This is a genomic window from Flavobacterium granuli (assembly GCF_900129705.1).
GTDB classification, from domain to species: domain Bacteria; phylum Bacteroidota; class Bacteroidia; order Flavobacteriales; family Flavobacteriaceae; genus Flavobacterium; species Flavobacterium granuli.
On the sequence record NZ_FQWO01000007.1, the window covers coordinates 1 to 23,276 of the forward strand.

General features: G+C 34.7%; 18 protein-coding genes. 8 read left to right on the plus strand and 10 right to left on the minus strand.

The window, feature by feature from the left end; genetic code table 11:
• From BUB25_RS10170 to BUB25_RS10200, 7 genes are all read left to right on the plus strand, one after another.
• The coding region (locus BUB25_RS10170) for a T9SS type B sorting domain-containing protein (RefSeq protein WP_139256904.1) at window positions 1-1,056 on the plus strand (1,056 nt) is incomplete at its 5' end.
• Window positions 1,057-1,114: 58 nt separating this feature from the next.
• A complete protein-coding gene (locus BUB25_RS10175) occupies window positions 1,115-2,023 on the plus strand; it encodes a PorP/SprF family type IX secretion system membrane protein (RefSeq protein WP_072943844.1) in 909 nt (302 codons plus the stop codon).
• A 21-nt stretch (window positions 2,024-2,044) separates the two neighbouring features.
• Window positions 2,045-3,982, plus strand: coding sequence for an OmpA family protein (locus BUB25_RS10180; protein ID WP_072943846.1), 1,938 nt, complete (start codon window positions 2,045-2,047; stop codon window positions 3,980-3,982).
• Between the two features lie 825 nt (window positions 3,983-4,807).
• Entirely contained in the window at window positions 4,808-10,507 is a 5,700-nt protein-coding gene (locus tag BUB25_RS10185; protein WP_084089492.1) for a DUF7507 domain-containing protein, read from the plus strand.
• Window positions 10,508-10,567: 60 nt separating this feature from the next.
• Window positions 10,568-11,476, plus strand: coding sequence for a PorP/SprF family type IX secretion system membrane protein (locus BUB25_RS10190; protein ID WP_072943850.1), 909 nt, complete (start codon window positions 10,568-10,570; stop codon window positions 11,474-11,476).
• Window positions 11,477-11,485: 9 nt separating this feature from the next.
• Window positions 11,486-11,884 carry a flagellar motor protein MotB gene (locus tag BUB25_RS10195; RefSeq protein ID WP_072943852.1) on the plus strand — a complete coding sequence of 133 codons (399 nt, stop codon included), beginning with the start codon at window positions 11,486-11,488 and terminating at the stop codon, window positions 11,882-11,884.
• A 37-nt stretch (window positions 11,885-11,921) separates the two neighbouring features.
• Complete coding sequence (locus BUB25_RS10200; protein ID WP_072943854.1) at window positions 11,922-13,859, plus strand: OmpA family protein; 1,938 nt, start codon at window positions 11,922-11,924, stop codon at window positions 13,857-13,859.
• A gap of 56 nt (window positions 13,860-13,915) precedes the next feature.
• Here BUB25_RS10200 and BUB25_RS10205 read toward each other — a convergent pair whose 3' ends face one another.
• The 8 genes from BUB25_RS10205 to pyrR all read right to left on the minus strand — a co-directional run bounded on the left by BUB25_RS10205 (window position 13,916) and on the right by pyrR (window position 19,878).
• Complete coding sequence (locus BUB25_RS10205) at window positions 13,916-14,371, minus strand: CAP domain-containing protein (protein ID WP_317047069.1); 456 nt, start codon at window positions 14,369-14,371, stop codon at window positions 13,916-13,918.
• A 371-nt stretch (window positions 14,372-14,742) separates the two neighbouring features.
• A complete protein-coding gene (locus BUB25_RS10210) occupies window positions 14,743-15,246 on the minus strand; it encodes a CAP domain-containing protein (RefSeq protein WP_072943868.1) in 504 nt (167 codons plus the stop codon).
• Between the two features lie 356 nt (window positions 15,247-15,602).
• Window positions 15,603-16,106, minus strand: coding sequence for a CAP domain-containing protein (locus BUB25_RS10215; protein WP_072943870.1), 504 nt, complete (start codon window positions 16,104-16,106; stop codon window positions 15,603-15,605).
• A 164-nt stretch (window positions 16,107-16,270) separates the two neighbouring features.
• On the minus strand, window positions 16,271-16,915 hold the full coding sequence (pdxH, locus tag BUB25_RS10220) for a pyridoxamine 5'-phosphate oxidase (protein ID WP_072943872.1): 645 nt from the start codon (window positions 16,913-16,915) through the stop codon (window positions 16,271-16,273).
• 105 nt (window positions 16,916-17,020) lie between these two features.
• Window positions 17,021-17,926, minus strand: a complete 906-nt coding sequence (locus BUB25_RS10225) for a ribonuclease Z (RefSeq protein ID WP_072943874.1) — start codon at window positions 17,924-17,926, stop codon at window positions 17,021-17,023.
• Window positions 17,927-18,009: 83 nt separating this feature from the next.
• On the minus strand, window positions 18,010-18,342 hold the full coding sequence (locus BUB25_RS10230) for a ribonuclease Z (protein WP_072943876.1): 333 nt from the start codon (window positions 18,340-18,342) through the stop codon (window positions 18,010-18,012).
• Between the two features lie 57 nt (window positions 18,343-18,399).
• Window positions 18,400-19,326: an aspartate carbamoyltransferase catalytic subunit gene (locus tag BUB25_RS10235; protein ID WP_072943877.1), complete on the minus strand. Its 927-nt coding sequence runs from the start codon at window positions 19,324-19,326 to the stop codon at window positions 18,400-18,402.
• Window positions 19,327-19,332: 6 nt separating this feature from the next.
• Window positions 19,333-19,878, minus strand: a complete 546-nt coding sequence (pyrR, locus tag BUB25_RS10240; RefSeq protein ID WP_072943879.1) for a bifunctional pyr operon transcriptional regulator/uracil phosphoribosyltransferase PyrR — start codon at window positions 19,876-19,878, stop codon at window positions 19,333-19,335.
• A 266-nt stretch (window positions 19,879-20,144) separates the two neighbouring features.
• On the opposite strand from pyrR, the gene BUB25_RS16620 reads away from it, so the two are divergent.
• A complete protein-coding gene (locus BUB25_RS16620) occupies window positions 20,145-20,318 on the plus strand; it encodes a hypothetical protein (protein WP_170066900.1) in 174 nt (57 codons plus the stop codon).
• A gap of 66 nt (window positions 20,319-20,384) precedes the next feature.
• Here the strand turns inward: BUB25_RS16620 and BUB25_RS10245 are convergent, their stop codons facing one another.
• Window positions 20,385-22,001, minus strand: a complete 1,617-nt coding sequence (locus tag BUB25_RS10245) for an ABC-F family ATP-binding cassette domain-containing protein (protein ID WP_072943881.1) — start codon at window positions 21,999-22,001, stop codon at window positions 20,385-20,387.
• A gap of 125 nt (window positions 22,002-22,126) precedes the next feature.
• Window positions 22,127-23,215: a glycoside hydrolase family 18 protein gene (locus tag BUB25_RS10250; protein WP_072943882.1), complete on the minus strand. Its 1,089-nt coding sequence runs from the start codon at window positions 23,213-23,215 to the stop codon at window positions 22,127-22,129.
• Window positions 23,216-23,276: the final 61 nt, after the last annotated feature.

Sequence of the window (23,276 nt, forward strand, 5' to 3'; positions counted from 1 at the left end):
AATGTAACTTGTAATGGCGCCAATGATGGAACCATTACCGTAACTGCGCCTGCCGGTGGTTATGGAACTTATGAATACCGATTGAACACTGGAGCATGGCAATCTAGCGGGAACTTCAGCGCTCTGGCCAATGCTACTTATAGTGTGCAGATTCGCGATGCGGCAAATCCTGCTTGTGTAATTGTATTGGGCGACCAAATCATAACGCAACCCGCTGCCTTGACTGCCGCTGTGGACAAAACAAATGTGACTTGTAATGGCGCCAATGATGGAACTATTACCGTAACTGCGCCAACTGGTGGTTATGGAACTTATGAATACCGATTGGATTCTGGAGCATGGCAAACTAGCGGGAACTTCAGCGCTCTGGCCAATGCTACTTATAGCGTACAGATTCGCGATGCCGCAAATCCTACTTGTGTAATTACTTTGGGGGACCAAATCATCACGCAGGCTAATGCTACAGAACCTATAATTCCTGAACCTATATGTAATACAGACAGAACATCAACTATTAGTTTGAATAGTTATCTTCCAACTGGTACTCCTTTAACCGGCAATTGGACTAATGACAGAAATATTGTATTAAGTGACAGTGAGTTTAAGCCCTATAATCTAGCTGTTGGAGAGTACAATTTTGAATATCAGGTTATGATTGAAAGTTGTCCTATAACTTATTTTGTAAAAATAACCATTATAAACCAAGATTGTGGAATTGTATTGGGTTGTGGTGCTATTGAGGTACATAATGCCTTTACACCTAACAATGATGGCATAAACGACAGTTTTGAAATTGACAATATTGAAGATGTTGAATGTTATCCTGAGAACACGGTTGAAATTTACAATCGATGGGGTGTATTGGTTTTTGAAACTAAAAATTACAATAATACAACCAATAACTTTAATGGAATTTCAAGAGGTAGAACCACTATAAGCCAATCTTCAGGTTTACCAACAGGAACATATTATTACATCTTGAATTACACTTCTGTTGATACAGTTGGTAAAATTCAGACTAATAAGAAAGACGGATATTTATACCTAACAAGATAATTCCAACACAAATCTAACACCTGAGGTTTAAAATCCCTCAGGTTTAAAATAGAATAAAATGAAGAAAAAAATAATATTATTCGCTTTACTGTTTATCGGGATTGTAAGTTATGCACAACAAGATTCACAATTCACGCAATACATGTACAACACAATTACTGTTAATCCTGCTTATGCAGGATCTAGAGGAGCCATGAGTATATTTGCCTTGCATCGTACTCAATGGGTAGGACTTGATGGAGCGCCAGTAACTAATGCCGTGTCAATAAATACGCCTTTGAATGGAAGTAACTTAGGCTTGGGTGTGTCAGTTATAAATGATAGAATTGGACCCACTCATGAAAATACGATCTCTGCAGACTTATCGTATACGGTCCCAACTTCGGAAACATTCAAGCTTTCTTTTGGTGTTAAAGCAACAGCCAATTTGTTTGATTTGGATGGATCAAAATTGACACCTAAAGTTTATGGTGATGTATCATTGGAAAGTTTTAATAAATTTACCCCAAATATAGGCGCTGGAGTATATCTCCATTCAGACAAAGCTTATCTGGGGCTATCAGTTCCGAATTTCATAGAAACGAATCGATACAATGACAATGATGTTGCGATTGCAAAAGAAAAAATAACTTCTTATCTGATTGCCGGATATGTGTTTAATTTGAATAGTTCCATTAAGTTCAAGCCTGCTCTTCTTACCAAAATGATTAAGGGAGCACCTCTGCAGGCTGATATTTCAGGTAACTTTCTATTCAATGACAAATTTATGCTTGGAGCCTCCTATAGATGGAGTGCCGCCCTTAGCGCAATGGCAGGATTTCAAATTTCTGAGGCTTTGTATATAGGCTATGCTTACGATCATGAAACCACCCAGTTAAAACACTATAATTCAGGATCTCATGAAGTATTTTTCAGATTTGAGTTATTTAAGAACAATGATAAGATAACCACTCCAAGATTCTTTTAAAAAAACAAATAGTATCTTCATATGAAAAATTATATATTCTTATACCTAGCCCTACTAAGTGTTGTTTCATTTAGTAGTCATGCACAAAAAACGAAAGTAGCTTCAGCCGATAAAAAGTACGACAACTATGCTTACATAGAGGCCATAAAAACTTATGAAAGAGTTGCTGAAAAGGGATACAAATCGGCAGATTTATTCCAAAAGTTAGGAAACTCGTATTATTTTAATGCTGAACTTGATAAGGCAGCAAAATGGTATGGCGAATTATTCTCTATGACGCAAGATGTAGAACCTGAATATTATTACAGATATTCACAGTCTTTAAAATCTATAGGGCAGAATAATAAAGCCGATGAAATGTTAGCCTTATTCAATCAAAAATCAGGAAATGATACCAGAGGAAAAATTTTCAAAAAAAACACCAATTATTTAGAGGTCATTAAAGCAAATTCAGGGCGATATAATGTCGAAAATGCCGGTATAAATTCCCAATACTCGGATTATGGTAGTTCCTTTTTACACAATAAAATTGTTTTTGCATCAGCTAGAGATACCGGAAGTATCAACCAGCGAAAACACAAATGGACCGATCAAAATTTTACAAATTTATACACGGCTGATTTAGATGACTCTATGAATCCTGGTGTGATTTCTCCATTTTCAAAAAATGTGAATTCAAAATTCAATGAATCCACTCCCGTTTTCACAAAAGATGGAAAAACAATGTATTTTACACGAAACAATTATCTGGACGGTAAAAAAGGAAAAAATGGAAATAACATTACTTTAATAAAAATTTATAAAGCTAATTTAGAAAATAACCAGTGGATTAATATAACAGAACTACCTTTTAATAGTGATAACTACAGTACAGCTCATCCTGCTTTAAGTACAGATGAAAAAACATTGTATTTTGCTTCTGATATGCCTGGAACATTGGGACAGTCAGATTTATTCAAAGTTAGCATAAAGGATGACGGCAGTTTCGGTACACCTCAAAACCTAGGAAACACCATTAATACCGAAGGAAGAGAAACCTTTCCATTTCTAACAGATGAAAATGAAATCTATTTTGCTTCAGACGGACACCCTGGCCTTGGCGGATTAGATATTTTTATGTCTAAAATAAAAGCAGATGCTACTTTTGGCGAAGTCCAAAATGTAGGTAGTGATGTAAATTCTCCAAAAGATGATTTTGCCTATTTAATCGATACTAAAACTAGAAAAGGTTTTTTTACCTCTAATAGAGACGGCGGAAAAGGATATGATGATATTTACAAATTTCTAGAAACTAAAAAACTCAGTTGTGAACAAGAATTATCTGGAATTATAACTGATCTCAAAACTTCCCAAATTTTGCCAAATGCAAAAATAAGCCTTTTTGATGCAACATTCCGTCTTATGAACTCTACCCTTTCTGATCAAAACGGAAACTATTCTTTCAATGTAGAATGTGGAAGGACGTATCATGTGAGAGCCGAAAAAACGGAGTATACTACCAAAGAAGAAAAAATAGATATAATAAGTCAAACCGGAAAAACAAACTTATCCATAGCTTTAGAAAAAGAAGCTTGCCAGGTAGCTGTTGGCGATGATTTGGGAAAATGCTTCGGGATAAAAATGATTTATTTTGATTTAGATAAGCATTTCATTACACCAATAGCGACTTTAGATCTAGAAAAAATACTAGATGTAATGAATCAGAATCCCACTATGAAAATAGACATTCGATCCCACACGGATAGTAGGCAAACCTTTAAGTATAATGAAATTCTATCAGGCAAAAGAGCCAAGGCAACTTTAGAATGGCTGGTTAAAAAAGGAATTAATCCGAACCGTCTTACTGCTAAAGGCTATGGCGAAACCCAATTGGTAAATAAATGCTCAGATGGTGTGAAATGTACTGAGGAAGAACATCAAATGAACAGACGCAGTGAATTTATAATTACGGCATTATAAAGTATTGGTTAAATTTAAAATTCTCTTAAAAAAGATCCCTTAAAGCTTTCACTTTAGGGGATTTTTTTATACTCTAAAAATAAGTATTCTATATAACGGTAAGTATTTTCTAATAAAGTCAAGTCTTTAAAAAAAAAAACAACCAATTAAAAACCAAATACTTATCCTATTAACTCTTTACTAAATAATGGCACTAATTAAACTTATTAATTGAATAATTTTCATCAAAAAAACACCTTTAAACGACTATTTTGGTTTTTTACGGAAAAAAAAAAACAATATCATTAATTAGTCTTAAATTTAACTATGACTAATTAATAATATTGTTTTTAAATAGTCAGAAAGTGTAAGCATTTGAATTTTTTACCCCAAATAAAAATTCCATGTCTTATAATATAGTGTATCTCTAAACACATGCTCTTGAAGTTTTGAATAAAATAATTTATTATTCATTCAAAAATTAGTATTTAAAAAACGTATTAACAGTTCTTTATTTTTTTAATACAACAAAACTTAAATAGATTGATTACCAGACGAAAAAATCAATCAAAAAACAAACATTTTTAAAAAGTACAAAATCTAGTTTAACTTCTAATGGAAATTTTTAGCATTAGTATTTTGACTCTTTAAATTCAAACTTCAATACTACTTAATCAACAATGAGATTTGCTGATCCATTTATATTTAAGTAGATGAAAAAAACTGACAACGATTGAGATTGAATCTTCGTCATGACGTTTCAGCCTTCAATGTACAAAACAATTCCGAGAAGTAGATTTTACTGTTTACAATTGTATCATTTTCTAACGATTTAATTAAATCAATATGAAATCAATCTTTACCCATTCGACAAAATCATTTATATTTCATTTAGTAAGCTTTTTTAGTTTAACAATGGCTGTTGCCCAAACAACAACAACATTTCCTAATCCAAATTCCTGTACATCTGGTGATTTGGAATTAGTTGGTGCAACTCTCGTTGAGGGAGTCGGTTGCGATGCCTGTGACCAAATACCTCAAGAGATAACCAGAACACTAAAAGTCTCTATTAATAACACCACTGGTTCAACTAGGACATCTTTTGCTTTTTGGGGACAATTAGAAATCTATGACGGGAATACGGGATTATTAAAACCTTCCGAGTCCGGACCAATAAGTGGTTGTGGTGGTCCACTACCAGGTAATACTATAACAAGTTTAGCCACTATTCCAATTAAATATACTTGTGGTGATATTTTAAAGATAACTAATCTATTTCTAGCATGGACAGATGCATCTCCTGGCAGTACTTGTGCTTCTTTAAATTCTGCCACAATTGCTCCCAAGTGTGGAACATTACCTTCTATAAAAATTGAAAATGGCGTAAATGGTGAATTTGCTGTCACTAATTTACAATGCTTTGGATCAAATAATGGAAGTATTGACTTAACCCCAACCGGTGGAACAGCTCCATATTCTTATACTTGGACTGCTTCTGATGGGGGAATTATTCCGGTTGGACAAGAACACAGTCAAGATCTTAATGGCTTAGTGGCAGGTATCTATACTGTAAGAATTGAAGATGCTAATCATTGTAGCATTACAAAAAGTCGAACTATTATACAACCTGAGAACCCACTTATAGCTACTATTGATTCCGCTGTTAATGTAAATTGCAAAGGTGGCGCAACAGGCTCTGCAACTGCTTCGGCTACTGGCGGAACTGCAGCTTATACCTATAGTTGGAATACCAATCCTATTCAAAACACAGCTGTAGCCTCTGGATTAGCTGCAGGTACCTATACCGTAACGGTAACGGATTCCAAAGGTTGTTCTGATACTGAGCAAATTACAATTACTGAACCTCAAAATGCGCTTGTTGCTTCAATTGGTTCTGTGGCGAATGTAAACTGTAAAGGTGCCGCAACAGGCTCTGCAACTGCTTCGGCTACTGGTGGAACTGCAGCTTATACCTATAGTTGGAATACCAATCCGATTCAAAATACAGCTGTAGCCGCTGGATTAGCTGCAGGGACCTATACCGTAACGGTAACGGATTCAAAAGGTTGTACTGACACTGAACAAATTACTATAACAGAACCGCAAAATGTGCTTGTTGCTTCAATTGGTTCTGTGTCGAATGTAAACTGTAAAGGTGCCGCAACAGGCTCTGCAACTGCTTCGGCTACTGGTGGAACTGCAGCTTATACCTATAGTTGGAATACCAATCCTGTTCAAAATACAGCTGTAGCCTCTGGATTAACTGCAGGTACCTATACCGTAACGGTAACGGATTCCAAAGGTTGTACCGACACCGAACAAATTACTATAACAGAACCGCAAGATATGCTTGTCGCTTCAATTGGTTCTGTGGCGAATGTAAACTGCAAAGGTGGCGCAACAGGCTCTGCAACTGCTTCGGCTACTGGTGGAACTGCAGCTTATACCTATAGCTGGAATACCAATCCAGTTCAAAATGCAGCCCTAGCTTCTGGATTAACTGCAGGTACCTATATTGTAACGGTAACGGATTCCAAAGGTTGCACCGACACTGAACAAATTACAATTAGTGAACCTAAAAATACGCTTGTTGCATCAATTGGTTCTGTGGCGAATGTAAATTGCAAAGGTGGCGCAACAGGCTCTGCAACTGCTTCGGCTACTGGTGGAACTCCCGTTTATACCTATAGCTGGAATACCAATCCGGTTCAAAATACAGCTGTAGCCTCTGGATTAGCTGCAGGTACCTATACCGTAACGGTAACAGATTCTAAAGGTTGTACCGATACTGAACAAATTACTATAACAGAACCGCAAAATGTGCTTGTTGCTTCAATTGGTTCTGTGACGAATGTAAATTGTAAAGGTGATGCAACAGGCTCTGCAACTGCTTCGGCAACTGGTGGAACTCCCGCATATACCTATAGTTGGAATACCAATCCGGTTCAAAATACAGCTGTAGCCTCTGGATTGGCTGCAGGTACCTATACTGTAACAGTAACGGATTCCAAAGGATGTACAGACACTGAACAAATTACTATAACTGAACCGCAAGATGTATTAACATGTTCTATTGTACAAGACAAAGCCGTTTCATCTAATGGTTTAAGTGATGGTGAAGCCACTGTTACTCCTCTTGGTGGAAATGGAGGGTACACCTACTTATGGGATAATGGGGAAACTACTGCTAAAGCTCTAGGTCTTAATGTAGGATTACATACCGTGACTATTACCGATAGTAAAGGTTGTCAAACAACTTGTCAAGTAACAATCAGTCAACCTGATGTGCTATCTTGTAGCATTATTCAACATGCTCCTGCTAAATGTTATGGAGATAGTAACGGTATAGCCTCAGTAACAGCTGTAGGTGGTAATGGTGAATATACCTATTTATGGGATAACGGAGAAACCACTGCGCAAGCAATTGCTTTAAATGCAGGAAATCACAGCGTTACCGTTACCGATAAATTAGGATACCAAACAACTTGTAACATAACTGTTGGGCAACCAAATGCAGCCTTAAGTTGTTCAATTATACAAAACAAAGCTGTTTCTTCTAATGGCTTAAGTGATGGTGAAGCCACTGTTACTCCTCTTGGTGGAAATGGAGGATACACCTACTTGTGGGATAATGGGGAAACTACTGTTAAAGCTGTAGGTCTTAATGTAGGACTACATACCGTGACTATTACCGATAGTAAAGGTTGTCAAACAACTTGTCAAGTAACAATCAGCCAACCTGATGTGCTATCTTGTAGCATTATTCAAGATGCTCCTGCTAAATGTTATGGAGATAGTAACGGTATAGCCTCAGTAACAGCTGTAGGTGGTAATGGTGAGTACTCTTATTTATGGGATAACGGAGAAACCACTGCGCAAGCAATTGCTTTAAATGCAGGAAATCACAGCGTTACCGTTACCGATAAATTAGGATACCAAACAACTTGTAACATAACTGTTGGGCAACCAAATGCTGCCTTAAGTTGTTCAATTATACAAAACAAAGCCGTTTCATCTAATGGTTTAAGTGATGGTGAAGCCACAGTTACTCCTCTTGGTGGAAATGGAGGATACACCTACTTATGGGATAATGGGGAAACTACTGCTAAAGCTCTAGGACTTAATGTAGGATTACATACCGTGATTGTTACCGATAGTAAAGGTTGTCAAACAACTTGTCAAGTAACAATCAGCCAACCTGATGTGTTATCTTGTAGCATCATTCAAGATGCTCCTGCTAAATGCTATGGAGACAACAATGGGATAGCCTCTGTAACAGCTGTAGGTGGTAATGGTGAATATACCTATTTATGGGATAACGGAGAAACCACCGCACAAGCCATTGCCTTAAATGCAGGAAATCATAGCGTTACTGTTACCGATAAATTGGGATACCAAACAACTTGTAATATAACTGTTGAACAACCAAATGCTGCGTTAAGTGCTACCGCTATTATTGTAAACAATAATAATTGTGTGGGATGTAGTAACGGTTCAATAACTCAAACAGTCAGTGGTGGTACAAGCCCATATACCTATTTATGGTCTAATGGTTCAACTACCAAAGACATAAATTCACTATCTAAAGGCACCTATTCTGTTGAAATTAAAGATTATAATGGGTGTATCATAAACTACACTTATACGATAGTTGAGTCAGGGATAGCCTTGGTAAAAACAGGAACTTTCAACGATAGCAACTCAGACGGATATGCGCAAGCGGGAGAAACTATCAGTTATGCTTTCTCTGTCACTAATACTGGTGAGATGACTCTAACCAATATCTCCATTACCGATCCTTTAGTGACCATTATTGGAGGACCTATCACTACACTTTCCATTGGAACAACTGATTCTACCACTTTTACCGCTTCTTACCTAGTGACACAAAGCGATATTGATGCTGGAATGGTTATAAACTCTGCTTTGGCAATAGGGAAAGATTCAGAAAATATTGATGTAAAAGATATCTCAGGAACTGATATAAATAACGATACTAAAACCATAACTCAGCTGATACAATCCTCTTCAATAGTTGTCTCCAAAGATGGATTTTATAATGACACCAATAAAGATGGAATTACAAATGTTGGTGATAAAGTTATTTATAATTTCACGGTAAAAAACACTGGTAATGTAACATTAAAAAATATTACTATAGCTGACTTGTTGCCTGGATTAGAAATTTCAGGTGCTCCAATTGATCTTGAACCTAATGCTATTGATAATAGTACATTTACTGCCTTTTATTCAATTACTCAAAAGGATATTAATGCTGGATTCGTGTACAACTTAGCAACGGTAAGTGGAACACCACTTGTAGGAGAACCAGTTACGAGTACTTCTACTGATCCTACTCCTTGTGTTTCCTGCCCAGTTAATCCTGATTGTCCTGCAGAAACTGATTGTAGTAATTATACCGTTACTCCCCTAAATCAAACACCTTCTTTAGTTATCACCAAAGATGGAACTTATATCGATACTAATGAAGACGGTATTACAAACATTGGCGATAAAGTAGCTTACAACTTCACGGTACGAAATAACGGTAATGTTCCATTGACAAATATAACCATACATGACCTATTGCCAGATATACAGATTTTAGGCGGGCCAATTGACTTGGAACCCAATGCTATTGATAGTAATACATTTACCGCTTTTTATACAATTAAGCAAAATGATATTAACACTGGTTTTGTTTACAATTTAGCTATAGCTACAGGAAAACCGCCTTTAGGAGAACCCGTTTCAGCAACCTCTACAGATCCTACACCTTGTACTTCCTGTCCTGCTAACCCTAATTGTCCAGCCGAAACTGATTGTAGTAGCTATACAGTTACTCCGCTCAATCAAAATCCCCGCTTGCAAGTTACTAAAACGGCAACCGTTAGCAGTAATGGTAATGATACAGATGTCTACAGTTTCGTTGGCGATGTAATCAATTATACCATAATAGTAAAAAATACCGGTAATGTAACACTTCATGATATTATAGTGATAGATGAATTAACAGGATTGACTACACAGCCTATCGCAACCTTGGCACCTGGTGAATCTTTGGAAGCTATTCTCCAAACTTATACAATAACCAAAAATGATTTAGCTCAAGATTCAGTCGTCAATATTGCAAAAGCGACAGCAAAAGATCCAAATGGAGTGGCAATCCCACCAGCTTCAGGTACTGTGACTGTTGAAAAAGCCAGCGTATTAGGATGTGAAAGTATTGTCGTTCATAATGCTTTCTCTCCAAATGGAGATGGAATTAACGAAACCTTTATAATTGACGGTATCGGAGATACTACTTGTTATCCTGAAAATACAGTAGAAATTTACAACCGCTGGGGAGTATTAGTTTTTGAAACAACAAACTATAATAATCAAACTAATGTTTTTGATGGCTATTCAAGAGGTAGAACAACCATTAGTAAATCATCCGGTTTACCTACAGGAACCTATTACTATATCTTGAATTATACTTCGGTTGATCTCAGTGGTAATATCCAAACCAATAGAAAAGATGGGTATTTATACCTCACACGATAAACCTAACTCAAATCTAACTCCTGAAAACTAAATATTCTCAGGTTAAAAAAAACAAGATAAATGAAGACAAGAGTATTATTATTCGCCTTGCTGTTTACTGGAGCTGTAAATTATGCTCAACAAGATGCGCAATTTACACAGTACATGTATAACACAATCAATATCAATCCCGCTTATGCAGGATCGAGAGGAGCTTTGAGTATATTTGCTTTACATCGCACACAATGGGTAGGCCTAGACGGAGCACCCGTTACTAATGCGATATCAGTCAATACACCTTTAAATGAAAGTCGCTTGGGTTTGGGAATATCTCTGATAAATGATAAAATTGGCCCCACACATGAGAATACTATTTCGGCAGATTTATCTTATACCATACCTACTTCTGAGACTTTCAAACTCTCATTTGGAATCAAGGCAACTGCTAATCTATTCGATTTAGATGTTAACAAACTAAATCCTGTTGATGATGATCCTAGCCTCCACGATTTCAATAATAAATTTTCACCAAATATTGGTGGAGGAATTTATTATCATTCTGATAAAGCCTATGTGGGACTATCTGTTCCTAATTTCATAGAAACCAATCGATATGATGACAATGAGGTGGCCATATTTAAAGAAAAAATTAATTATTATCTTATTGCTGGATACGTCTTTGATTTAAGCAGTTATGCAAAATTCAAACCTGCACTTCTTACAAAAATGGTTAAAGGGGCTCCTCTCCAAGTAGATGTATCCGGGAATTTTATGCTCTATGATAAATTTGTTGTTGGTGTCGCCTACAGATGGAGTGCCGCATTAAGTACTTCAGTTGGATTCCAAATATCAGATGCATTATATATTGGATACGGTTATGATCATGAGACTACAGATTTGAAACATTATAATTCAGGATCTCACGAAATATTTCTTCGTTATGATATATTTAAAAAGAATAATAAAATAACAACCCCAAGATTCTTCTAAAAAAATATTATGAAAAAAAACCTACTTGTTTTACTAGTATTAAATGTCTATTCGTTTAACGGCTATACTCAAAATGAAAAATTCTATGTAACTGAAATAATAAGCGATAAATATGCCTATGTAGATGTTGTAAAGACCTACGAAAGAATTGTAGCAAAAGGCTATAAATCCATAGTCATGTTTAAAACAATTGGAGATTCCTATTATACAAATTTTGAATTAGACAAAGCAGCAAAATGGTATTGTGAACTATTTGCCATGACAACTGATTTAGAACCTAAATATTATCAACAATACGCCAAGTCATTGAAAGCTATAGGTGAAAATGATAAGGCCAATGAAATTCTCAAACGTTTAAACCAAAAATATGAAAATAGAGTTGATAATACTTCTTTAAAACTACAATAAATTGATAACAACACGATTCTTCTAAAAAACAATCATTATGAAAAATAGTATACTTCTTTTTATCACCATAGTTAGTGCTTTTTCATTTAACTGTTTTGCCCAAAAAGCAAGAGTTTCCATAGCCGAAAAAAAATATGACAACTATGCCTATATAGATGCTATAAAAACTTACGAAAGAGTTGCAGAGAAAGGGTACAAATCGGTAGATATGTTTAAAAAACTAGGGAATTCCTATTACTACAATGCCCAACTGGATCAGGCTGCGAAATGGTATGCTGAATTATTTGCCATGACCCAAGATTTAGAACCAGAATATTATTATCGTTATGCCCAATCCTTAAGGTCTATAGGCAATAATGCCAAGGCGGATGAAATAATGCAAAAATTTAACCAACTAGCCGGAAACGACAGCCGAGGAACACTTTTTGAAAAAGATCGAAATTTTCTTGAGGAAATTAAGGCCAATTCAGGAAGGTATCAAGTCGAAAACGCAGGAATCAACTCTAAATACTCTGATTATGGTTCTTCATTCTATCTGAATAAAATAGTCTTTGCTTCCGCCAGAGATACCGGTAGTCTGGGCCAAAGAAAACATGCCTGGACTAATCAATATTTTACTAATCTATATGTAGCTGATTTAGATGAGGCAATGTCTCCTGCTAAAGTCCTGAAATTTGACCGCAATATAAAATCAAGATTCCATGAGTCAACCCCAACTTTTACCAAAGACGGAAAAACAATGTATTTTACCCGAAACAACTTTCTGGAAGGAAAAAAAGGAAAAGATGGTAATAACATTACTTTAATAAAAATATATAAGGCTAATTTTGAAAATGATAAATGGACAAACATAACCGAACTTCCATTCAATAGCGACAGCTATAGTACAGCACATCCCGCCTTAAGTGCCGACGAAAAAACATTGTATTTTGCTTCGGATATGCCAGGAACATTCGGACAATCTGATTTATTTAAAGTAAAGATTAACGAAGACGGAAGCTTTGGAACACCCGAAAATTTGGGAAAAACCATCAATACTGAAGGCCGGGAAACCTTCCCGTTCCTAACCAATGAAAACGAAATTTATTTTGCTTCAGATGGGCATCCGGGCCTGGGAGGTTTAGACATCTTTGTTTCTAAAATGAATGCAGACGGCACTTTTGACAAAGTTCAAAACATAGGAACCGATGCCAATTCCCCTCAAGATGATTTTGCTTATTTAATAGATACCAAAACCCGAAGAGGTTTCTTTTCCTCTAATAGGGATGGAGGTCAAGGTTATGATGATATTTATAAATTTCTTGAAACTAAAAAATTAGTTTGTGAACAAGAACTCTACGGTGAAATTACCGATTTAGCTACCGGTGAAATCTTACCAAATACAAAAATAAGTTTGCTAGATGATTCACTCAGTTTACTAAATACTGTATATTCGGATGAGAAAGGAAATTATTTCCTAACTGTAGAATGTGGCAAACGATATAGTGTTAGAGCAGCCAAAGAAGAATATACCACCAAAGAAGAAATAATCACTATCGTCAAAGAAAATGGTAGAACACATCTGCCATTTGCACTGGAAAAAGCAAGATGTAAAGTGGCAGTAGGTGATGATTTGGGTAAATGTTTTGGAATAAAAATGATTTATTTTGACTTTGACAAATCAGACATTCGAATGGAAGCTGCCTTAGATCTGGAGAAAATATTAGATGTTATGAATCAATATCCAACTATGAAACTCGATATCCGCTCTCATACTGATAGCCGAGGAACTTTCAAATACAATGAATCTTTGTCAGACCGAAGAGCAAAATCTACCATAAAATGGTTGGTTAAAAATGGTGTCAATAAAAATCGACTCACAGGTAAAGGCTACGGAGAAAACCAACTCGTAAACAGATGTACTGACGGTGTAGATTGCTCCGAAGAAGAACATCAAATGAATAGACGTAGCGAGTTTATCATAACTGAGTTATAAATTAAAAGTAAGAGGCCGATTTAAAACGGCCTCTTACTTTTTAATAGAAAATGTTATTATATTCTAACGAAAATATTAGTGTAATATTTTTTTCCAGTAACAGCATCTTGATCAATTGCAATTCCAAAATGAGTGAAATTTCCAACAATATTTCCTTTATGGGTTGCACTATTCAACCAAGCATTTACTACAGTCTGAGGGTTATCATAATTACGAGCTATATTTTCGGCGACCGCTTTGGCGCCTAAAGCTTGTATAATATTCTCTGAACGAGCCACAAAACCATCATGATTTAAAACATCATTAGCTATCATGTAAATATTATGTTCTTCTGACTTATAAGAAATATGATTTATTTTCTCAAGAGGATTTAAGCCAACACTAACTCGGTAATCATTTATTAAATTCATCACTTCTATTTCAGAAGTACTGTAAGTGTAATCCAAAACAATTTCAGGTTTGGACGCTATCTTTTCTCGTCCAGACATATCCGAAGAACAAGAACTTATCATAAATATTGCCGCTAAAAGTAGAATTTTGGGGAGTAAATACAATTTCATATAGGTAATCTGGAATTTTTTTTTTGCGTTGTATCAAAACGCTTTCCTAATTCCAAACATACATGCTTCTTTATCAAATGTCCAAAAAATATCGACGAACTACATAAATTTAACCATTCTTTATTATTTTTCGTACTGAAAAAAGGAAAATGATAAAATACAGCCTAAAAGAATGAAAGCAAAATCAATCAATGAGAAATAGACATTAAGTAATTAATCATAACAGCTGTACATTTAGAAACAGAATCACAATCACTAAAAAAACTCTTGTTATAAATAAAAAGCTGACTTTGGGGAGAAGTCAGCTTTTTAGAAGTAATCGATTAAATTTTTGCAAAAATATTAGTGTAATATTTTCTCCCATTTTCCGGATCTGCTTTTATCGCTATCCCAAAATGAGTAAAGTTGCCAAGGATATTCTCTTTATGACCAGGACTATTCAGCCAAGCTTTTAAAGCATCTTTAGGAGAATTATAATTATAAGCAATATTCTCTGCTACTGTTATTGCACCTAAAACTTTTATGATGTTTTGAGAACGTGCAACAAAATCGTTATGATTTACAACTTTATTAGCAATCATATAGTTGTCATGCTCTTCAGATTTATATGACATATGATTTATTTTCTCTAAACGATTTAACCCAACACTAACTCTGTAATCATTTATCAAATTCATGGCTTCCAATTCAGTTGCAGTATAATCGTAATTTTCAACCACACTTAGATTGGTATCTAACGCATCTGCATCAGAAGTATCAGAAGAACAGGAATTCATTATACATACCACTGATAGGAGCAATACTGTACGAAGTAATTTTGTTTTCATAATAGTAGTAGTTTAAGTTTAAAGTAGATTGCGGGGCAAACTCCTTTAATATATTTTCTAAAAATTCATAGATTAAATTTACATCTTTTTCCGTTAAAAAGCACAAAATAATCGACTAAATACATCTTTTTTAAAAATGAATATGTATTTTCCTATAATTTACAGTAAATAGCTATTCTTAGAATGAAAAGAAACCGTTGCTGTTTTTTTCTTTCAATAGTTTAAAAAAGGAATTAGCTATGAAAATTAAGTAACTAATAAAACATGCTTATAGAAATTATTAGCATTATTTATAAGCCCAAAAAAAAAAGCCGTATCCTGGGGGATACAGCTTTTATAATGATTTTTGATAGCGCTTATATTTTAGCGAATATATTGGTATAATACTTTTTTCCAGTGGCTGGATCTTCTCGAATTGCCATTCCAAAGTGAGTAAAATCACCTTCAATGTTCTCTTTATGACCAGGACTATTTAACCAGGCAGTAACAGCACTTTTAGGGCTTACAAAATTAAATGCAACATTCTCCCCTACTTTCTTAGCTCCTAAAACATTCATAATATTTTCTGAACGAGAAACAAAACCATCATGACTAGGTTCTTTTTTAATGATCATGTAATTATCATGCTCTTCAGATTTAAAAGAAATGTGATTAATTTTTTGTAAAGAATTTAAACCTACACTTACACGATACTCATTTATCAACTTCATAGCTTCCAATTCAGAAGCATTATAAGTATAATTTTCAACTATTTCAGTTTTAGCTTCAACTGAAGCTGTTTCTGAAGTATCAGAGCTACAGGAATTTAAAGTAAATATCGTAACTGCTAGCAATACTGTACGTAGTAATTTTATTTCCATAAAATAGTAGTTTAAGTTTAAAGTAGATTGTGGGGCAAACTCCTTTAAAGAAATTTAGATATTTAATCTTTTTCGTTACTCAAACATATCAAAAATTTCGCTAAACAAAGTAAAATAATCGATGAACTACATTATTACTAAACTATTGTAATTTTTTTCCTAAACTATGGAGATAATCTTTCTATCTTCCATGAAAAATCATCTTGGCTAGTATATCGAATTCTATCATGCAAACGATTGGGTCTTCCTTGCCAAAATTCCACTTCATGAGGAACTACTAAAAAGCCTCCCCAGTGTTTTGGTCTTGGGATAACCATACTCTCGTACTCACTTTCTAATTGCTTTAAATTTTCCTCCAAAAAAGAGCGAGACGGAACCACTTCGCTTTGGTTTGAAACAATAGCTCCCAATTTGCTACCATCTGGTCTGGAATCAAAATAATTATCCGAAACTATTTCAGCGGTTTTTTGTGCAATTCCTTTAATAATTACTTGGCGTTCCATACTGTGCCAAAAAAAAGACAAACACACTTTAGGATTATTAGCAATTGCCTTTCCTTTTTCTGAATTGTAATTGGTGTAAAAAATAAAACCTTCTTCAGTGAATTTCTTTAATAAAACGACTCTAGATTTAGGAAATCCATCCAAGCCTATTGTGGCTACAGTCATAGCATTCACTTCCTCGGTACCGCCAAAATCTTCTGTCTCATGAAACCATCTGTTAAAAAGATTGATAGGATCTTCTGGAATATTGGATTCCAACAATTCACTTTTATCGTATGATTTTCTATAATTACTTAAATCTTGCATTTCTTTGATTTAAAAGGATTAATTCTTCTTTAAATTTACTGCTTTTTAAACTTTCGAGAAATTAAAATTCCTGTTGAAAAAACAACTTCCATAAATTGACAGCTATTAAAGGTCAAAACTTTGTCCGTCATCTGCCAAAAGTACTTCTGAAAAAATAGTCTGGGCTTCCTCTTTAAAAAGTTCTATATTTTCATATCGGGTAGAATAATGTCCCAAAATTAATTGCTTAACATTGGATTTCAAAGCAATTGTGGCAGCTTCTTTGGCTGTTGAATGCATTGTTTTGGCCGCTAAAGCTTCTTCAGATTGTAAAAAAGTAGCTTCATGATAAAGAACATCTACGCCATCTATAACTGGAATTATATCCTCATTATAAACAGTATCCGAACAAAAAGCATAACTCTTTGGCGCTGCTGGATCAAAAGTCAATTTCTCATTCTCAATGATTCTTCCGTCATCTAAAACAATATCTTTTCCGTTTTTAATATTTTGGTAATAACATTCCTCTATTTCATAATTTTGAGCGGCCTCAATATTGAGTTTCTTTTTATCAATTTTCTCTTGAAACAAAAAACCATTAGTATAGACACGATGTTTTAAAGGAATTGTCTTTACTGTAACTTTTTGGTCTTCATAAACTATTTCACTTTCATTAGACTCTAATTCATGAAAGAACAAACCGTAATTAGTCCACGAGTTGGCCAATCGCAGCTGCAATTTTATAATTTCTTTGATTCCTTTTGGTCCGTAAATATGCAAATCAGTAGTTCGATTCAACAAAGTAAAAGTGGACACTAAACCTATAAGCCCAAAAAAATGATCCCCATGCAAATGAGAAATAAAAATATGGTTTATTTTTGAAAATTTAATTTTGTTTTTGCGAAGTTGCACTTGGGTTCCCTCCCCACAATCGATAAGAAATAATCTGTTTTTTATTTCTAAAATCTGAGAAGTAGGATTGGTAAAAGTACGCGGAGTGGCTGCATAGCAACCCAGAATGGTTAATTTCAAGATATTCTCTTATTTGGCAAAATGGTTATTGCATATTTGATTACAGCATTTAAACGATTAAACAAATAACCGAATAGACTGTGTTAAAAACCCAAATCTCTTTCAATCTCTTCCATTTCAATGATATCGTGTGCTTCCAGTAAAGAAGGCACTACAGTCAAAGTATCTGGAATTGCGTTATAATCAAAATCTGAAATGACAATAACAAATGATTTTTTGGCTTTTTTATGCAACTTAGACAAAGGCATAAATGGTTTAACATCAGTTAGGGTCAATTCATTATACGAGAGAAGATCTATAACTATATTATGCTTTTCGAATGTTTTATATTGATGCGTTACTTTCATTAAAAAAGAAGCAATATCTCCCTGAGTGTCTTTAATTGTAATGGTATGTCCTTTTTGATCTACTTTCATTGTATGTGTTTTATCAAAATTATGCAATGCTGAGCCTTCGATGCTTATATTATAAAATTACTGGATTTTAGATGCCAAAAGATAAATCACCGCCATTCTGATAGCAACACCGTTTTCTACTTGGTTTAAAATCACCGATTGACTTGAATCGGCAACTTCAGATGTGATTTCCACTCCCCTATTGATGGGTCCCGGATGCATTATTACAATCTCTTTACTAAGAGAATCCAATAATGGTTTATCTACCCCATATTGTTGGGCATATTCTCTAGTTGATGGGAAAAAATTCACATCCATTCGTTCATTTTGTACCCTCAACATATTAGCAACATCACACCATTCCAATGCTTTTCTCAAATTCGATTCCACCGTTACACCCAGTGATTCAATGTATTTTGGAATTAGTGTTTTAGGTCCGCAAACTTTTACTTCGGCACCCTGCATTTGCAAAGCATAAATATTAGACAAGGCTACTCTAGAATGTAATATATCACCCACAATCACCACTTTCTTACCTGCTACATCTCCCAATTTTTCTCTGATGGAATAACTGTCTAATAAAGCTTGAGTAGGATGCTCATGAGCTCCATCACCAGCATTGATAATACTTGCTTTAACATTTTTGGATAGAAAATAAGCCGCTCCAGGATTCGAATGGCGCATTACCACCATATCCACTTTCATCGAAAGGATATTGTTTACGGTATCGATAAGGGTTTCTCCTTTTTTAACGGAAGATTGTGCTGCCGAAAAACTAATAACATCAGCCGATAGTCGTTTTTGGGCTAATTCAAAAGAAAGTTTAGTACGGGTACTATTTTCAAAAAATATGTTTGCAATGGTAATGTCACGTAAAGAAGGTACTTTCTTAATTGGTCGATTGATAACTTCTTTAAAATGATCGGCGGTTTCAAAAATAAGGTCAATATCTTTTTTGTTGATGTATTTTATACCTAATAAATGATTTACACTTAATTCGCTCATCGCTATTTATTGATTATTATTAATTAAAAAGACCCCGTCTTCCCCTTCATTTTCTTTCCAATTCACTTTTACTTTTTCATCATTGATGGCATCTACCTGTCTTCCTCTATAATCTGGTTGTATGGGTAAATTACGGCTAAAGCGTCTGTCAATTAAAACCAACAATTCAATTTCCGAAGGCCTTCCAAAGGATTGAATCGCAGTCAATGCGGATCGAATGCTTCTACCCGTATACAAAACATCATCAATAAAAATGACTTTTTTGTTTTCGACTATAAAATCAATTTTGGTTTTATTGGCTTCCAATGGTTTGTCGGTTCTACGAAAATCATCTCTAAAGAACGTAATATCCAGATACCCCAGTTTAATTTCAGGTGTATTGTATTCTTTTTCTAATATCTCTTTCAATCGTTCTGCCAGAAAAGTTCCCCTTGGCTGTATTCCTACCAAAATAGTATCCGAAAAATCAAGGTGCTTTTCAATTAACTGGCAAGCCAAACGATGTAGAATGATATTGACTTCTTTGGAATTGAGCAATACTTTTTGAGTCATAGTAAAGATTGGGTTTGGTTTTGCAAATATAAGAATTATGAGTTAGGAATTTTGAATTATGGCCTGAGTTTTTTTTAAGTATAAAAGTATCAACTTTAAATAAAAAGCTCCAAAATTATTTTATTTAAAATCAACAAAATTATATAAGATATCAAAAAAAATGTGCAACAAGTTATTTTGTCAATTATCGTATCTTTATAGTATCAAAATCATTCAAAAAATGATTTCCAAACACTGTTAAATAAAAATTTAAAAACCAAGAAATCATGCAAAACAAACTAACAAGAATAGCAATGCTTTTAATTGTATTGATTTCATTTACGAGTTGTTCCGTAATTGAAGGAATATTTAAAGCAGGAATGGGTGTTGGAATTTTTATTGTAGTTGTTATAGTTGTTATCGTCATTTTTGTAATAAGTAAAATTCTAGGGAAAAAATAACAAATTACTGCACAAAAAAATCCCGCTCTCATTGAAAACGGGATTTTTGATATATAACAACATGTTTTAAGAATACATTTTTGCTCTAAGTTCTTGAATCTTTTCATCATCCAAATACTCGTCAAAAGTCATGTAACTGTCGATAACTCCGTTTGGCGTTAGCTCCACTACACGATTTCCTACAGTTTGTGCAAACTCATGATCGTGTGTGGTGAAGATTACGGAACCTTTGAAGTTTTTCAAAGAGTTATTGAATGCCGTAATAGACTCTAGATCCAAGTGATTTGTAGGTTCGTCAAGCATTACAACATTGGCACGTTGCATCATCATGCGAGACAACATACAACGCACTTTTTCTCCTCCTGACAATACACGACAGGTTTTCAAGGCTTCTTCTCCTGAGAAAATCATTTTCCCTAAGAAACTACGAATATTTACCTCATCACGTTCTTCTTCGGTTTTAACCCATTGACGCAACCAGTCCACAAGAGATAAGTCATTTTCAAAGAAAGAATGATTTTCAGCAGGTAAATACGATTGAATAGTGGTTACACCCCAATCAAAACTTCCTGAGTCTGCTTTTTGGTTTCCGTTTAGGATTTCATAGAAAGCGGTTGTTGCACGAGAATCTTTGGAAAAAAGTACAATTTTGTCGCCTTTGGCCATATTTAAATCGACATCCTTAAACAAAAGTTCACCATCGATTGAAGCACTTAAACCCTGAACATTTAAAATCTGATCTCCTGCTTCACGCTCTTGATCAAAAATAATAGCAGGATAACGACGGCTTGATGGTTTAATCTCAGAAATATTCAATTTACTAATCATTTTTTTACGAGAAGTGGCTTGCTTTGACTTGGCCACATTCGCACTAAAACGACGTATAAATTCTTCTAATTCCTGTTTCTTTTCTTCGGCTTTCTTATTTTGTTGTGCGCGTTGTTTAGCCGCTAATTGGCTTGACTCATACCAAAAAGTATAGTTTCCTGAATAATGGTTAATTTTAGAAAAGTCAATATCCGAAATGTGAGTACAAACCGAATCCAAAAAGTGACGGTCATGCGATACTACAATTACCGTATTTTCGTAATTTGCCAAGAAATTCTCTAACCAAGCAATGGTTTCAAAATCCAAGTCATTGGTAGGCTCATCCATAATAAGCAAATCAGGATTTCCAAATAAAGCTTGTGCCAAAAGTACACGTACTTTAATTTTTCCTTCCAAATCTCCCATCAATGTATAATGGTGTTCTTCACCAATACCAAGATTGGATAGCATTGAAGCCGCATCAGAATCGGCGTTCCAACCGTTCATTTCTTCAAATTGAACTTGTAACTCCCCTATCCTATCAGCATTTTTATCATTATAGTCTAAGTAAAGTTCGTCCATTTCTTTTTTGACCTTGTACAAAACCTTGTTCCCCATCATTACGGTTTCTAACACGGTATGTTCATCAAACATATTGTGGTTTTGATTCAAAACCGACATACGTTTACCCGGCTCCAAATGAATGTGACCTGAAGTAGGATCCATTTCACCCGAAATAATTTTAAGAAAAGTAGATTTTCCAGCACCGTTTGCGCCAATAACTCCATAGATATTACCGTGTGTAAAGGTGGTATTTACTTCGTCGAATAAAATTCGCTTGCCAAACTGAACTGATAAATTATTAACTGTTAACATGAATGTCTTTTATAAATTTTCTGCAAAAATACGAAAAAAATACTGATTTTTTACTCGAAAAAAAACCTGATAAAAACTATCAGGTTTAAGAAAATCTAACTTTATTTTTTCATCATAAAAACACATTAATTTGCTGTTTTCACTTGATATATGGCCTCTAGCAAGCCGTTTCTATTCGTGTCCAAAACCAGTTCCCAAAACATAATTCCACCTAATTTTTTTTGAATTGCATAAGTTGTTTTTTCTATTACACTGGAAATATCGTCCCCTGTGGCAAATAATTGTTCTTTTTCATTGTACCAATAAGCCGCTTTTGCCTTTTTGTCCCAATGGTATTTCCAGCCTTTTTCGTCAGTAAACGCAGTTGAATAATCTTTAAAATTTACTCCACTAGTATGTATTCCGGCTTGATATAGCCCATTATTAACATTAGCGACTTCTTTCCAAACTCTGGTATAAAAAGCGGCTCCGATAACCAGTTTTCTGGCTGGGATTCCTAACTTCAATAGATAATCTACCGCTCGATCTGTAGATTCTTCACTCGCATTAGTGCTAAATATAGGGGTGTGATGCCCTGTAATCTTTGAATAGCCGTTGACCAAATCGTAACTCATAATATTTACCCGATCAACCAATGGCATAATTTTTTTCCATTCTATTGATTCGTCCAAAAATTTTTGAAAACCACCGGCTGCAAAACTAAGTTCGTTTTTGTTTCCCAAAAGCTTACGAAGAATGATTATTAACTCCGTGAAATTTTCCTTGTCTGCCAATTGATACAAATGCCCCGGATGTCCTTCAATCGTAGGGTATTCCCAATCCAAATCGATACCGTCACAGTTAAAATACGCATTGGTTTCCCGTACTGATTCAGCGAAAACTCTACGTCCTTCAGCCGTAGAAAAAGCTTCCGAACAAGGCGCGCAGCCTCCCCATCCTCCCAAAGACAACATCACTTTAAGTTTTGGATTTTTATTTTTTAACGAAACCAAATGTTTAATCGCCAGCGAATCCTGAGCATTATCAACGGATAATTTTCCTTCTTTCAGATGACAGAAACTGTAGATTATATGAGTGAGTTTATCTACTTCATAGTCATCTATTTTTTTGTCATCTCCCGTATAGTAAGCTATAACAGCTAATTTCTTTTGTCCTTGGACATCCGAACATAATAAGATTACAACTATGAAAAAGAACAATTTTAAATATTTCATCTTAAATAATGGTTTAGGTTAATTTTAGGTTTATAAATCTAGTTAATTCCAAATTATATCT